Consider the following 13,688-nt stretch of genomic DNA (forward strand, 5'->3'; position numbering starts at 1 on the left):
GTAAATTTAATATTAGTTTTGATAGTATTTTAATGTTTCTATTCTAAATTTAAAAAGGTTATGGATTATGTTTGATACGATTTTTAGAGAGTATGATATCAGAGGTATTTATGAAAAAGATCTAAACGAAACCAGCGTTAAAGCCATTGGTTATTGTTTAGGTGTAGAGATGGCTAAAAGAGATGTTAAAACGATAAGCGTTGGATATGATGCTAGGCTTAGCGCCGATACTCTTTTTAAATATTTAATTAGTGGCTTAAATGAAGCTAAAATGAGAGTATTTGATATAGGTATGCTGCCTACTCCTGTTGGATATTTTAGTGTTTTTACAGATGTTTTTGATGCAAACGTGATGATTACTGGAAGCCATAATCCAAAAGAGTATAATGGATTTAAAATAACAACTCATAAAGATAGTTTTTTTGGCGCAGATCTTCAGAAATTAAAAGATAGCGTAAATGAACTTATTTCTTCTAAAAAACAGATAAAAGATAATTTTGAAGCGCAAAAATACGATATATTAAGCAAATACGTAGAGTTTTATAAAAATGAGTTTTCGCATTTGACCGGACTGAAAACAAAGATTATTTGCGATTGCGCAAATGGCACTGCCGGCATTACTTTAGAGCCGATAATACAAGCTTTGAGTTTAAACGCTACTATCTTTTATAAAGAGCCAAACGGAAACTTTCCAAATCACCATCCAGATCCTAGCGAAGAGAAAAATTTAAAAGATTTAAAAAACGCTTTAAGTGGTGAATACGAGATTGGTTTTGGGTTTGACGGAGACGCAGATAGAATAGCTGTTTTAACTAAAAAAAGAGGCATAAAGGGTGACGAGTTAGCCTATTTGTATGCAAAAAATATGAAAAACCCTAGGGTTTTAGGCGAAGTTAAATGTTCGCAAAATATGTATGATGAAATAGACAAAATCGGTAAATCTTTTATGGGTAAAACAGGTCATAGTAATATAAAAAAGGCTATGAAAGAACTAAATATCGATATGGCTGCTGAGGTTAGCGGACATATATTTTTTAAAGAGAGATTTTTTGGTTTTGATGACGCGGTTTATGCTATGATAAGAGTTTTGGAGCTTATTGCAAAAGGATTTAACCTTGATGATGAGCTTGATAGCCTTCCAAAGTTATACTCGAGCGATGAGATAAAAATAGATACCACCGAAGAGATGAAATTTAAAATTATAGATGAATTAAAAAAAGAACTTCACAATACCAAAAACGGACTTCCTAAGATAGTCGATGTTATCGATATAGACGGTGTTAGGATTAAATTTGAAAATGGCTGGGGTCTTGTAAGAGCTTCAAATACGACACCGGTTTTAGTAGCTAGATTTGAAGCCGGTTCGTTAGAAACTAAAGAGCTTTTAGAGCAAAAAGTACTATCTTTAGTACAAAAGTTAAAGGCAAAAATATGACAAATGTAATTCTTTGCGGAGGTAGCGGAACTAGACTTTGGCCGCTTTCTAGAGCGCTTTTGCCAAAACAATTTGTAAAAATCTTTGATAATGATTCGCTATTTAGTAAAACATTAAAACGCAATACTTTTGCTGAAAATAGAATAATTATTTGTAACGAAAGTCACTATTTTTTAGCGCTTGATGAGTGCGGAGGAAATAGTGCTAAATTTATTTTAGAGCCGTTTGGAAAAAATACCGCAGCTCCTATAGTGTTTTGTGCTTTGAGCGTAGATAAAGATGAAATTTTGCTAGTTACGCCAAGTGATCATCTAATCGAGCTTGAAGACGAATATAATAGATCTATAAAAGCTGCAGTAGAGTTGGCAAATGATGGCAAGCTAGTAACATTCGGTATTACTCCAAACGAACCAAATATAGGATATGGCTATATAAAAGCTGATGGAAACAATGTTAAAAGCTTTATAGAAAAGCCGAGTTTAAAAAAAGCAAAAGAGCTTTTGGCGCAGGGCGATTGTTATTTTAATAGCGGAATGTTCTGTTTTAAAGCCGGAGTTTTTATTGATCAAATGCAGAAATATGCTCCAAATATACTTGAACAGGCGCGTCAAGCTATCTTAAATGTAGAAAATAACTCGGATATAATGCGCATTAAACCACAATATATGCAAAATATCGATGATATAAGCATTGATTACGCTTTGATGCAAAAAAGTGAAAATATCGCTATGGTTCCATTGAATGCTAGGTGGAGCGATATGGGAAGTTTCGATGAATTATCCAAAAAGGTTCAGAGTTCGCCATCAACAAGTATAGATGCAAATAATAACTTTGTTATCAGCTATAAAAATAGCGCTTTAGTAGATGTGGACGATCTTATCATAGTAGATACTAAAGACGCTCTTTTGGTTACTAAAAAAGGTAGCTCTCAAAAAGTAAAAAATGTTTATAATCTGATAAAAAAAACAAATCCAAATTTATGCGAAATTCACACCAAAGCCTATCGTCCGTGGGGAAGTTATGAGGTTTTAGAAGATGCTCCAAATTTCAAAATTAAAAAAATTATAGTAAAACCATATAAGCGTTTAAGTTTGCAAAAACATCTTCATAGAAGCGAGCATTGGGTGGTTGTCAGTGGTGAAGCTCTAGTCACGATCGATTATAAAGAGACACTTTTGAAAAATAACCAGTCGATTTATATAGAAAAGCAAAAGCTCCATAGATTAGAAAATAAGCTTGATACGGATCTTATCCTTATAGAAGTTCAAGTTGGGGATTACCTCGGCGAGGATGATATAATACGAATAGAAGACGATTATAGTAGGACTTAATGGTAAATTTAAAAAAAGCTGTTTGCGTGATAAGCGGCGGTATGGATAGTGCTTTAGCAGCGTATAAAGCTAAAAATTCAGGATATGAGATAGTAGCGCTTCATTTTGATTATAATCAACGCACCATGAATAAAGAAAGAGAGTGTTTTAACCTAATTTGCGATGATTTAGATGTTGAAAAACGATTTATTTTAGATGTTGGTTTTATAGCGCAAATTGGTGGAAATGCTTTAACGGATAAAACTCTTAATATACCAAAAGATGGCATAAGCGAAAATATCCCTATAACTTACGTGCCATTTAGAAACGGTATATTTCTTAGTATAGCAGCGGCTCTAGCGCAAAAAGAAGGTTGTGAGGCTATATATATAGGAGTCGTAGAAGAAGATAGCAGCGGATATCCAGACTGCACTGAACAGTTTATAAATTCTATAAATAAGGCTATAAATTTAGGTACCGCAGATAATAATATAGTTATAAAAACTCCTTTAGTTCATCTCTCAAAAGGTGATATAGTAAAAGAGGCTAGTAGCCTAAAAGTTCCATTAGAGCTTACTTGGAGCTGCTATGAAAATAGCGAATTTGCATGCGGTACTTGTGATAGCTGCAGGTTAAGACTAAAAGGCTTTAAAGAGGCAAAACTGAGCGATAAAATACCTTATAAAAGCTAATTAAACGCTATTTTATACTTTTAAAACGCTTAAGCTACAAGATAATATTTAGCCTATTGTGATATAATAAATGAAAAATTTAAGGAAAATAGATGTACCGTTTTGCACCATCTCCAACAGGAGATATGCATATAGGCAACTTAAGAGCTGCTATATTTAATTACATATGCTCATTACAAGATAATAGCGGATTTATATTACGTATCGAAGATACCGATAATGCTAGAAACATAGATGGAAAAGATAAAGAGATCTTTGATATATTGACTAAATTTAATATAAAATGGGATACACTTTATTATCAAAGTAAAAATCTTAAGTTTCATCAGGAATTTGCAGCTAAACTTTTGGCTGAAAAAAAAGCATTTTTATGCTTTTGTGACGAAACGACCTTAGAATCTAAAAAAGAAGCCGCAAAAATAGCAGGTAAGCCGTACAGATATGATGGAACTTGTGAAAATTTAAGTGATGACGATGTTTTAAGCAATCCCCGTCCAGCAGCCGTTCGCTTGAAAATCAAAAACGAGCCGCAAAGTTTTTATGACGCTATAAAAGGCGAAGTCAAATTTGAACCGCAAAATATCGATAGTTTTGTTCTTTTAAGAGCGGATAAAACTCCGACTTATAATTTTGCTTGCGCTATAGATGATATGCTTGAGGGCGTCACGTTTGTTATCAGAGGCGAAGATCATGTTAGTAATACTCCAAAACAAAATTTAATCCGAGAAGCGCTTGGTTACACCGGTAAAATCGGCTATGCTCATTTGCCTATTATCCTAAATAAAGAAGGCAAAAAGATGAGCAAACGTGAAAATAGCTCATCTGTAAAATGGCTTTTAAATAGAGGTTATATGCCTGAAGCCATTGCAAATTATCTTATTTTGTTAGGCAATAAAACCCCTTGCGAGATTTTTACTTTAGAAGAGTCTTTACAGTGGTTTAGTATAAAAAATATTTCGAAATCTCCTGCTAAATTTGACGAGGAAAAGTTAGCTCAAATAAACAGAGAACACATAAAAAAAGCTAGTGACGAAAGGCTAAAAGAACTTGGTTTATCAAAACCTCATTTGGCTAGATTTTATACTCAAGAGTGTAGTTTAATTTCAGAAATTAAAGATAAAATAGATCAAATTTACTCTAAAAAAGATATTTCAGATGAGTGGAAACAAAATGCAAATTTAATAAAAGACGCCGTTTTAAACTCAAATATTCCTAATAATTTTGATGAGTTGAAAAATGAGATTATACAAATTACAAATTTAAAAGGAAAATCTCTGTTTATGCCATTTCGTTTATTGCTTACAGGAAGCGAGCATGGTCCGGAGCTAAAAGAATTATATGCGCTAATCAAAGATGATATAAAGGAGATAATAGCAAAATGATGGTTATAAGCACGTTTATTATAGCACTAGCAAACCTCTTACACATAGTAATCACCGCCTATACGTGGATTATAGTTGCTGCAGCGCTCATTAGCTGGGTAAATCCAGATCCGTATAACAAGATAGTTCAATTTCTGCATCGTATAACTGCGCCTGCTTATGAGTTAGTACGAAAAACAAAGATACCCACTGCATTTGGCGGCATAGATATAGCTCCGATTATCGTACTTTTAGCACTTCAATTCCTAGATCTATTTTTAGTAGGATTGTTAATTGAAATTTCTACTAAAATTTAGTATATTTACAGCTTTTATAGCTGTTTTTTTGGATGCCGGAGTTATAAGTTACGAGCAGATAAAACAAGCTCCAAAAGGACTTGCAAAAGATTATTATATCTATAGATACATAAATGAGAGTAAAAAAGCTACTCCAAACGAGATAAAAACTCTTAGAACCGAAATTTATAGATACTCGGGAAAGCTTAAAAAAGATATAGAATCGATCATAGGACCTTTAAAAGAGCGAGTTGTTGATTGTAGAGGCGTAAATGCAAATAATATAATAGATGCTAACGCTACTTGTCAAAAGATGGTTTTGAGCGTTAAATTTTTACAAACTATGAGTAAAGACAAAAGAGACGAGTTGGCTTTTAAATTTAAAGACGGTTCTCCCGAGCTTGCAAATTTTATTATAGGTTTTGATGCCCCAAATCCAGTGAAGTATTATATGGATACAAATGATACTGTAAGTTATTTTAAGTTTTATAATACAAGCAACAATAAAGAGAAGTTTTTAAACGATAACAATATAACCAGTTCATTTATACCGCACTTATCTAGTAATTGGCAATTTAAAACTCTTATAAATGACGCCGTGATCAACAAAAAATTTGATAATTTTAGGCTGTCTTTATTAAATATATCGCCGCAGTTTGCTAGTTCTGAAATAGCGTTTTTGCTTGGGATAAATGCTATTATTTTTAATAAAGACGATTTAGCGCTTGAGTTTTTCAAAAGTGCGGCAAAGACTTCTAAATTTGCTAGTCAAAGAGATAACGCGAATTTCTGGATATATCTTATTACAAAAGATAAGTCTATCTTAAAAACCATATCAAAAAGCAGCGATATAAATATGTATAGTTTGTATGCAAGAGAGTTCAGCGGTGGAGGCAAGATAAAGATAGTTGTTCCAGATCCGAGCACAAAAACTTTGTTAAATTATGACTATACAGATCCGTTTGTTTGGCAAAAAACATTAAATAAAGTAGCAAAAATGAGCCAGAGCGAGCTTATTAGGTATGGGGTTAGATTTTTTACTAAAAGTACTCTTGGCGAGTACAGTTATATAATGGAAAAAGCTCATAATTATAAACTTCATTTTTATCCGACTCCGTTTATGGAGCATATCGGCACAAATGATGTTAAAAGGCAAGCTCTCATATTAGCATTAGCAAGGCAGGAAAGCCGTTTTGTACCAAGTGCGGTTTCGACTTCTTACGCTCTTGGTATGATGCAGTTTATGCCGTTTTTAGCAAATCATATAGGAAAAGAGCTGGGTATTTCAAATTTTGATCAAGATGATATGTTTAAGCCTGAGATTGCATATAAATTTGCGAATTATCATTTGGATTATCTGGAAAAATATCTTATAAACCCTATTTTTATAGCTTATGCTTATAATGGAGGGATAGGATTTACAAAACGTATGCTTCAAAGAGGAGATCTATTTAGTCAAAATAGCGAATATAAAAGATACGAGCCATTTTTATCTATGGAGTTAGTTCCTTACGCCGAGAGTAGAACATATGCTAAAAAAGTTCTTGCAAACTATATCATATATCTTGCTATTTTGAATTCCAATACAAAGATTTCGCAATTTTTCGAAAATTTAATGATACCTGGAGTGGGCGAGAAGTTCCGTTTGAATCTACAAACCGCTCAAAACTAAGATTTAGTGTGTCGCTATTTTTTTGCGGCGCACTTACCTTTAGATAAATTCCCCATGGCATTTGAAACGTTGTTAGTTTTAAAAGAGGATCGTTATCTTCTAAAATAGATATTTTAGTTCCGTTATTATCATCATTTACTTTAAATGAAGAGTAGTTTATTTTACTATCTTTTGGATAGATTGTGATAATGAAATGCTCATTTTTTTTGTCTAGAAATTCATCTTGATGAATGGGATTTAGATATGTTCCTACGGCTAAAAATTTATCATTCGTATCTTCAAATTTCTGTGTGTATGCTAAAAGCTCATTTTTTAATGGATCTTGTATAACCGCTTTTTTATCGCTACAAGATGCTAAAAATAGGGCAAAGATACTTATCAAAATAGCATTTTTCATAGATAATCCTTTTTCTATTATTATAACATATTTATCTATTATTTTATGATTTTTACGAGCTTAGAGTTGTTTTTTAGTTGGATAATTTGATAAGAATAATCAAAATAAGCTTAAATTCAGTCAAGTGATAATATAATAACGAATATCAAAAAAGTATCAAAGTATCAAGGAATATTATGTCAGTATTAGTAATAGGCGCAGATGAAATAACGCCGATAAAAGCTGTTTTAAGAGATTTAGGTGCTAGTAGCATTGAGCATTGGGATGCGAGAAATGAAAATAGAGTAAATCGCAAACCGATTCCTCAAAATACTGAATGTGTTATTATGTTAACTAGCTTTTTAAATCATAATACGATGAAAAAGATCAAAGGCGAAGCTAAAAAGCGCAACATTCCTATAGTGTGTGCTAAAAGAAGCGTAAGCTGCGTTTTTTGTGAATATTGCAAAGTATTTGGACTAGATAAAGAGTTTGGTTGCCAAGGCTCAAAATGATTTCTAAATTCAGCGGCTTAGACGTTTTTTATGAAATTTACGGCAGTTTGTATAGCAGTAATAGGCTCGAAACATTTTTAACGCTTTATAATTCATCTGTCGATGAAGGCTTAAAAATACCCTATAAATATATAAAAAATAGTCAAAGCGTAGGTCATATATTTCATTTAAGAGTAAATGATTTGCTAAATATTAAGCCGTTTAAATTTACAAAATGTGTTATTTTTTGTTTGATTTCAAATGCTATAATTCGCGCATTTTTAGATGGAAAAGAGTTGCCTATTTTTGCTCGTGAGCCAAAAATGAGAGTTGCAAAACTTATCAAAACTGCATTTTCAAATGCTAAATTTGATATGCAATTTATGTTCAGTGAGTATGTTTTTGATAAGATTTCAAAGCGTCATCCATATAAAGTGGTAGATATGAAAGATGGTTTGATTTTGCTAAAGGATGGTGAAAAAACTATTTTAGGGGTGATAGCATTTTTCAAGCTAGTTGATAGCGACTATGAAAATAATCTACTAGCTGAAATAAATTTTGCTCAGCAAAAAAGCAGAGATATAGGCACTGATCTATATATGGCATTTCCTAGAAATGTGAATTTTACTAGATATATAGATATAAAACAAAATGGAGCTAGACTAAGGCTCGTTCCATATAAAATTTGTAATAAAATTTATGATAAAGGATATTAATGACAGGTATAATTTATGGTAGCAGTATGGGAAATACTGAAGAAGCAGCAAATTTAATAGCTGCAAATCTAGGCATTGACGAAGTTCTAAACATCGCCGATACTGATGCGGCTACGATAAATGGCTTTGATAAGCTTATCATCGGTAGCTCTACTTGGGGAAGCGGAGATTTACAAGATGATTGGGATAGCTTTGATTTTGATAAGCTTGAAGTTAGCGGCAAAACCATTGCTCTTTTTGGTATGGGAGATAGCTCAAGCTATTCAGATACATACTGTAATGCTATGGGAATATTATACGAAAAATTATCTCAAAAAGGCGCAAATATAGTAGGTGCTATATCTACAGATGGCTATGAATTTGATGAAAGTGAAGCCGTAAGGGATGGTAAATTCGTAGGACTTGCGCTAGATGCGGATAATGATAGCGATAAAACCGAAGATCGCATAAAGGCTTGGGTAGAGATAATAAAACCCAACTTTTCATAGTTAATTTTGCACTTGCATTAACTTCTGCTAGCCGCTCATTCTAGGGCGGCTTGTTTTAAATTCAATAACTTTTGCTAAAATCTTTTTTATTAAATTTAAGGAGACAATATGCCATTACTTGATAGTTTTAAAGTAGATCATACCATTATGAATGCACCAGGAGTTCGTTTAGCTAAGGTTATGAATACTCCAAAAGGTGATAAAATAACTGTTTTTGATCTTAGATTTTGCAAGCCGAATATTGAAATTTTACCGCAAAAAGGTACGCATACTTTAGAGCATCTGTTTGCCGGATTTATGAGAGATCATTTAAATAATAACGACGTTGAGATAATAGATATATCCCCTATGGGCTGTAGAACCGGATTTTATATGAGTCTTATAGGTACACCGTCTTGGGAGATGGTAGCAAAAGCATGGGAAGAGTCTATGAAAGATATATTAAACGTAAAATCTCAAGATGACATTCCGGAGTTAAATAAATATCAGTGCGGAACATGCACATTGCACTCTTTAGATGAAGCTCAAGATATTGCTAGAAATATTTTAGCTAAAGGTGTCGGATATATAGATAATGAAGCTATAAAGCTAGATATGAGTAAGATTTAGTTTCTCATTGCAGAGTGCGTTATAGATATAAATTTATATTTAATATTTTTATCGCATCTCTGCTTTTATAAATACCTTAAATTTAGTTTAACGTATAGTTGTTCAAATCCCAATCAATCGGAGTTTTACCGTTTTTTATAAGATAATTATTGCATTTTGAGAAGTGACGTGAGCCAAAAAATGCTCCACGTGCAAGCGGACTCGGGTGAGCTGCTGTTAGTACTAGATGTTTATTAGCTTCTATCAGGTTTGCTTTCGCTCTTGCATAATTCCCCCAAAGCATAAACACCACACCTGTTTTTTTCTCGCTGATATTCTTTATAACGGCATCGCTAAATATCTGCCAGCCGAAATTAGAATGCGAATTTGCCATTCTAGCCCCAACGCTCAATGTCGCATTTAGCAACAAAACCCCTTGTTTTGCCCAGTATGATAGATCGCCGCAATTTGGTTCTATTATACCTAAGTCGTCTTTTATCTCTTTATATATATTTGCTAAACTTGGTGGCACTCTTACGCCTTTTGGCACAGAAAAGCTAAGTCCCATTGCTTCTCCTTCGTTATGATAAGGATCTTGTCCTAATATAACTACCTTAACTTTATCAAATGGTGTTAGATTAAATGCGTTAAATATGAGGTTGCTTGGAGGATATACTTTGCCGTTTTTTAGTGCGTTTATTAAATTAAATTTAATTTCTAAGAAATACGAACTTAGGAATTCGTCTTTTAATACTTCTTTCCAGCTATCTTCGATTTTAACTTTAGCTAAATCAATAGTCATAGTGTAAATTTAAAATTGAGTCCAAGTTGGACTCAATGATTATAGAGCTTTTTTAGCCTCTGCTACGATAGCAGCAAATGCGGCCGCATCATTCATAGCTAAATTTGCCAAAACTTTTCTGTCTAATGCTATGTTTGCTTTTTTAAGACCATTCATAAATCTTGAATAGCTGATATCATTTAGTCTGCAAGCTGCGTTGATACGGATGATCCATAAGCGACGGAAATCACGTTTTTTCGCACGTCTATCACGGAATGCATAAACTAAACTTCTTTCTAATTGTTCTTTTGCTTTTCTAAAATGTTTATGTCTAGCGCTGTAAAAACCGCGAGCTAGTTTTAGAACTTTTTTATGGCGTCTTCTTCTTACTACGCCTGTTTTAACTCTTGCCATATTTATCCTTTACAAATTGGCGTCCAAATTCGGAACTTGTCCTAAGCTTTTTGGCTAAGGAGGTTTAAATGACTTTCGTCAAAAACTTATATACAAAGCATTTTTTTAACGGCTGAAACATTAGTACTATCTACATATTGAGATTGTCTAAGGTCTCTCATACGCTTACTTGGTTTTTTTGTCAAGATATGGCTTCTAAATGCTGAGCCTCTTTTTATCTTATTTTTACCAACTTTAAAGCGCTTAGCTGCACCGCGAACAGATTTCATTTTTGGCATGCTAATCCTTTACTTCAAAATAGGTGCTGATTTTACCAGAATTCTCTTTAAGTATAGATAAATTTAGATTTCGAATATTTTTGTTGCTAATATGTAAATATTGATAATTAATATTATATTTAAAAATCATAGATATACTTAAATAAACAAAATTTTAAAAATAAGGATAAGTGAATGAAAAAAAGAGTACTGTTTTTAGGACTTTTAGCAAGCGCTATGTTAGCTAGTGAAGTAAATTTATATACCGCGAGACACTATGATGCAGATCAGAAAATTTACGATGCATTTGAGAAAAAAACAGGTATAAAAGTAAAAGCAACTCAAGCAAAAGCTAGTGAGCTTATCAAAAAACTTGAGATTGAGGGAGCTAGCTCATCTGCTGACCTTTTTATAACTGCCGATGTTGGGAATTTATACTCTGCAAAGCAAAAAGGCGTACTTCAAAAAGTAAATTCTGAATATTTAGAAAAAACCATACCGCAAAATCTAAGAGACATCGACTCACAATGGTTTGCCGTGACAAAAAGAGCTAGAGTTATAGTTTATTCAAAAGATAGGTTTGATCCTGCTAAAATGGGACTTAAAAATTATGAAGATCTAGGAAATTCAAATTTAAAAGGTAAACTGCTTATAAGAAGCGGAACGGCTGGGTACAACACAACTCTTATCGCCTCTTTAATTGCGCATAATGGTGAAGAAAAAACCCTTGAACTATCTAAAAATATCGTATCGAATTTTGCTAGAGCTCCAAAAGGAGGCGATAGAGATCAGATCAAAGCGATATTTGCCGGCGAGGGAGACGTAGCTCTTGTTAATACGTATTATATAGGTCTTATGCTAAACTCACCAAAAGCAAATGACGTAGATGCTGCAAAGAGCATAGGCATCATTTTTCCTGATCAAGATAGCTATGGTACTCACGTAAATATCAGCGGTGTTGCGCTTACAAAAGCTAGTAAAAATAGAGAAAACGCAATTAAATTTATGGAATTTTTGCTAAGTCCTGAAGCCCAAGAAATAATAACAAATATCAATTACGAATATCCGGTAAATAAAGACGTAAAACCGAGTCAAACTACTGCTAATTTCGGTGAGTTTAAAGCAGATGAAATCTCTTTAAGCAAAGTTAGCGAAAATATCAAAAAAGCCGTATTTTTAGTAGATCAAGCCGGTTGGAAATAAGTGAAAATACTTAAATTAGGGGCGATTTTTGTCGCCCTAGTTATCGTTTTTCCTCTATTTTTTATATTTATAGAGATGTTTTTCGGTGATTTTTCGCTTCTAAATCATTTTAGTAAATATCTGCTTTCGGGATATATAAAAGATACTTTTTTACTCTTATTCGGTGTTTTGGTATCCACTATCACAATAGCTTGTATAAGTGCGTATTTGGTCGTGAATTATAAATTTCCATTTAGTAGATTTTTTGAGTTTGCTCTTGTGCTTCCTTTGGCAATCCCTGCTTATATATTTAGTTTTGCTTATGTGGGGCTTATGGATTATAATGGCGAATTTATGAAAGTTTTTGGATTTCGCATAGATATGATGAATATCTGGGGTGCGATTTTTGTGATAAGCTTATCGCTATATCCGTACATCTATATGTTTGCTAAAACTAGTTTCAAAACGGGAAGTAAAACGGTATTTGAGTTGGCAAAAATTTACAATATCAATGGATTTATGACATTTTTTAAGATATCTTTGCCTCTCGCAAGACCTGCTATTTTTGGTGGAGCTATGCTAGTAGCCATGGAAACTTTGAGCGATTATGGAACGGCGGCTTATTATGGAGTAAATACTTTTAGTGCCGGAATTTTTAAGGTTTGGTATGATCTTGATGATTCATATCTGGCTAGTTTTTTGGCTGGAATTTTAATGGTTATAGTATTTTTTATTATGTTTGCAGAATATCTTAATAAAAAATCCTATAGTTTTAACAATAATACTTCTCTTATTCTAAAACCTGCAAATCTCTCAAAAATAGCTAAATTTTTTGCGTTTTTATGGTGTTTTACACTATTTATGATAGCTTTTGCTTTGCCTTTTTACTGGCTTGTTTATTGGTCGATTTTTGGTGACGTGAAATTTGATGCGGGTTTTATTAAAATGGCTTCAAACTCACTATTTATCGCTATTTTAGCTTCTGTTTTGATAGCTGCTGTAGGGCTATTTTTGACATTTTCATCAAGATTTTTTGTTTCAAAACTGATAAAAACTATGGTTTTAAGATGTTCGTCTCTTGGGTACGCGCTTCCTGGAGCTAGTGTTGGAGTTTGCGTTATGATAGTTTTTGGTTATATAGATAGAAATTTCGGCACGAGTTTACTCTCAAGTAGCTTTGTGGTGCTGATGTTTGGATATCTTGTGCGCTTTATGACTGCTAGTATTTACGCTCTTGATAGTGGTTATTCAAAGATTTCTAAATTTATAGATGACGCGTCTAAAGTTATGAAAATTAGCCTTTGGAACATGTTTTTTAAAGTGCATTTACCGCTTTTGAAACATTTTATTTTGCTAGCTTTTACTTTAGCTTTTGTAGATATAGTAAAAGAGCTTCCTCTGAGTTTGATTTTACGTCCATTTGAGTTTGAAACTCTAAGTATTAGAGCGTTTTTTTACGCGACTGATGAGAGACTTTATTCTGCCGCGTTGCCAAGTTTGCTTATAGTTTTGATATCATTATGCGCTGTTGTTTTTGTAGAAGTTTATGCTCATAAAAAGTCCAAACAGAGTATTTAATTACAGAGATATTTAAATTTTTTAATTTATGCAGTGTAAATCAAGCAG

16 protein-coding genes are annotated in these 13,688 nt (G+C 33.0%); 12 read left to right on the forward strand and 4 right to left on the reverse strand.

What is annotated here, in order from left to right:
• Window positions 1-67 precede the first annotated feature (67 nt).
• The 6 genes from RVY88_RS03145 to RVY88_RS03170 all read left to right on the forward strand — a co-directional run bounded on the left by RVY88_RS03145 (window position 68) and on the right by RVY88_RS03170 (window position 6,766).
• The gene (locus RVY88_RS03145; RefSeq protein ID WP_162167265.1) at window positions 68-1,435 is read left to right on the forward strand and encodes a phosphomannomutase/phosphoglucomutase; all 1,368 of its coding nucleotides are present in this window, start codon (window positions 68-70) and stop codon (window positions 1,433-1,435) included.
• Window positions 1,432-2,766, forward strand: coding sequence for a mannose-1-phosphate guanylyltransferase/mannose-6-phosphate isomerase (locus RVY88_RS03150; RefSeq protein WP_011731695.1), 1,335 nt, complete (start codon window positions 1,432-1,434; stop codon window positions 2,764-2,766). Before RVY88_RS03145 ends, RVY88_RS03150 begins: the two co-directional genes overlap by 4 nt.
• A complete protein-coding gene (gene queC, locus RVY88_RS03155; RefSeq protein WP_002848093.1) occupies window positions 2,766-3,437 on the forward strand; it encodes a 7-cyano-7-deazaguanine synthase QueC in 672 nt (223 codons plus the stop codon). The genes RVY88_RS03150 and queC overlap by 1 nt, the downstream gene beginning before the upstream one ends.
• A 92-nt stretch (window positions 3,438-3,529) precedes the next feature.
• A complete protein-coding gene (gltX, locus tag RVY88_RS03160) occupies window positions 3,530-4,819 on the forward strand; it encodes a glutamate--tRNA ligase (RefSeq protein ID WP_162167264.1) in 1,290 nt (429 codons plus the stop codon).
• Window positions 4,819-5,115, forward strand: coding sequence for a YggT family protein (locus tag RVY88_RS03165; RefSeq protein ID WP_024305271.1), 297 nt, complete (start codon window positions 4,819-4,821; stop codon window positions 5,113-5,115). The genes gltX and RVY88_RS03165 overlap by 1 nt, the downstream gene beginning before the upstream one ends.
• Window positions 5,093-6,766, forward strand: a complete 1,674-nt coding sequence (locus RVY88_RS03170; protein WP_002848097.1) for a lytic transglycosylase domain-containing protein — start codon at window positions 5,093-5,095, stop codon at window positions 6,764-6,766. Before RVY88_RS03165 ends, RVY88_RS03170 begins: the two co-directional genes overlap by 23 nt.
• On the opposite strand, the gene RVY88_RS03175 is transcribed toward RVY88_RS03170, so the two are convergent.
• The gene (locus tag RVY88_RS03175) at window positions 6,663-7,163 is read right to left on the reverse strand and encodes a hypothetical protein (protein ID WP_081303747.1); all 501 of its coding nucleotides are present in this window, start codon (window positions 7,161-7,163) and stop codon (window positions 6,663-6,665) included. The two genes, RVY88_RS03170 and RVY88_RS03175, sit on opposite strands and share 104 nt — an antisense overlap.
• 176 nt (window positions 7,164-7,339) lie before the next feature.
• Between RVY88_RS03175 and RVY88_RS03180 the strand changes: the two genes are divergently transcribed.
• From RVY88_RS03180 to luxS, 4 genes are all read left to right on the forward strand, one after another.
• On the forward strand, window positions 7,340-7,657 hold the full coding sequence (locus RVY88_RS03180; RefSeq protein WP_002848103.1) for a DUF2325 domain-containing protein: 318 nt from the start codon (window positions 7,340-7,342) through the stop codon (window positions 7,655-7,657).
• Entirely contained in the window at window positions 7,654-8,352 is a 699-nt protein-coding gene (locus RVY88_RS03185; protein ID WP_011731698.1) for a hypothetical protein, read from the forward strand. The genes RVY88_RS03180 and RVY88_RS03185 overlap by 4 nt, the downstream gene beginning before the upstream one ends.
• Window positions 8,352-8,840 carry a flavodoxin FldA gene (gene fldA / locus RVY88_RS03190; RefSeq protein ID WP_162167263.1) on the forward strand — a complete coding sequence of 163 codons (489 nt, stop codon included), beginning with the start codon at window positions 8,352-8,354 and terminating at the stop codon, window positions 8,838-8,840. Before RVY88_RS03185 ends, fldA begins: the two co-directional genes overlap by 1 nt.
• A gap of 108 nt (window positions 8,841-8,948) precedes the next feature.
• A complete protein-coding gene (gene luxS / locus RVY88_RS03195) occupies window positions 8,949-9,449 on the forward strand; it encodes an S-ribosylhomocysteine lyase (RefSeq protein WP_002848106.1) in 501 nt (166 codons plus the stop codon).
• An 82-nt stretch (window positions 9,450-9,531) separates the two neighbouring features.
• Here luxS and ung read toward each other — a convergent pair whose 3' ends face one another.
• From ung to rpmI, 3 genes are all read right to left on the reverse strand, one after another.
• Complete coding sequence (ung, locus tag RVY88_RS03200; protein ID WP_162167262.1) at window positions 9,532-10,230, reverse strand: uracil-DNA glycosylase; 699 nt, start codon at window positions 10,228-10,230, stop codon at window positions 9,532-9,534.
• A 39-nt stretch (window positions 10,231-10,269) separates the two neighbouring features.
• Window positions 10,270-10,623 carry a 50S ribosomal protein L20 gene (gene rplT / locus RVY88_RS03205; RefSeq protein ID WP_002848108.1) on the reverse strand — a complete coding sequence of 118 codons (354 nt, stop codon included), beginning with the start codon at window positions 10,621-10,623 and terminating at the stop codon, window positions 10,270-10,272.
• Between the two features lie 86 nt (window positions 10,624-10,709).
• Window positions 10,710-10,901: a 50S ribosomal protein L35 gene (gene rpmI, locus RVY88_RS03210; RefSeq protein WP_002848109.1), complete on the reverse strand. Its 192-nt coding sequence runs from the start codon at window positions 10,899-10,901 to the stop codon at window positions 10,710-10,712.
• 174 nt (window positions 10,902-11,075) lie between these two features.
• Between rpmI and RVY88_RS03215 the strand changes: the two genes are divergently transcribed.
• Together RVY88_RS03215 and RVY88_RS03220 are read left to right on the forward strand one after the other, a co-directional pair.
• Window positions 11,076-12,083: a Fe(3+) ABC transporter substrate-binding protein gene (locus tag RVY88_RS03215; protein WP_065844691.1), complete on the forward strand. Its 1,008-nt coding sequence runs from the start codon at window positions 11,076-11,078 to the stop codon at window positions 12,081-12,083.
• Window positions 12,084-13,640, forward strand: coding sequence for an ABC transporter permease (locus tag RVY88_RS03220; protein ID WP_162167261.1), 1,557 nt, complete (start codon window positions 12,084-12,086; stop codon window positions 13,638-13,640). It begins immediately after the preceding gene.
• Window positions 13,641-13,688 lie beyond the last annotated feature (48 nt).

This window comes from Campylobacter sp. TJR-1, from assembly GCF_032840035.1.
GTDB lineage: Bacteria > Campylobacterota > Campylobacteria > Campylobacterales > Campylobacteraceae > Campylobacter > Campylobacter fetus.

Bases quoted from the DNA above. Each gene is read 5' to 3' on its own strand.
- RVY88_RS03215 (WP_065844691.1), top strand. From the start codon at position 11,076: ATGAAAAAAAGAGTACTGTTTTTAGGACTTTTAGCAAGCGCTATGTTA.
- gltX (WP_162167264.1), top strand. From the start codon at position 3,530: ATGTACCGTTTTGCACCATCTCCAACAGGAGATATGCATATAGGCAAC.
- queC (WP_002848093.1), top strand. From the start codon at position 2,766: ATGGTAAATTTAAAAAAAGCTGTTTGCGTGATAAGCGGCGGTATGGAT.
- RVY88_RS03185 (WP_011731698.1), top strand. From the start codon at position 7,654: ATGATTTCTAAATTCAGCGGCTTAGACGTTTTTTATGAAATTTACGGC.
- RVY88_RS03145 (WP_162167265.1), top strand. From the start codon at position 68: ATGTTTGATACGATTTTTAGAGAGTATGATATCAGAGGTATTTATGAA.
- ung (WP_162167262.1), bottom strand. From the start codon at position 10,230: ATGACTATTGATTTAGCTAAAGTTAAAATCGAAGATAGCTGGAAAGAA.
- fldA (WP_162167263.1), top strand. From the start codon at position 8,352: ATGACAGGTATAATTTATGGTAGCAGTATGGGAAATACTGAAGAAGCA.
- luxS (WP_002848106.1), top strand. From the start codon at position 8,949: ATGCCATTACTTGATAGTTTTAAAGTAGATCATACCATTATGAATGCA.
- RVY88_RS03180 (WP_002848103.1), top strand. From the start codon at position 7,340: ATGTCAGTATTAGTAATAGGCGCAGATGAAATAACGCCGATAAAAGCT.
- RVY88_RS03150 (WP_011731695.1), top strand. From the start codon at position 1,432: ATGACAAATGTAATTCTTTGCGGAGGTAGCGGAACTAGACTTTGGCCG.
- rplT (WP_002848108.1), bottom strand. From the start codon at position 10,623: ATGGCAAGAGTTAAAACAGGCGTAGTAAGAAGAAGACGCCATAAAAAA.
- rpmI (WP_002848109.1), bottom strand. From the start codon at position 10,901: ATGCCAAAAATGAAATCTGTTCGCGGTGCAGCTAAGCGCTTTAAAGTT.
- RVY88_RS03175 (WP_081303747.1), bottom strand. From the start codon at position 7,163: ATGAAAAATGCTATTTTGATAAGTATCTTTGCCCTATTTTTAGCATCT.
- RVY88_RS03165 (WP_024305271.1), top strand. From the start codon at position 4,819: ATGGTTATAAGCACGTTTATTATAGCACTAGCAAACCTCTTACACATA.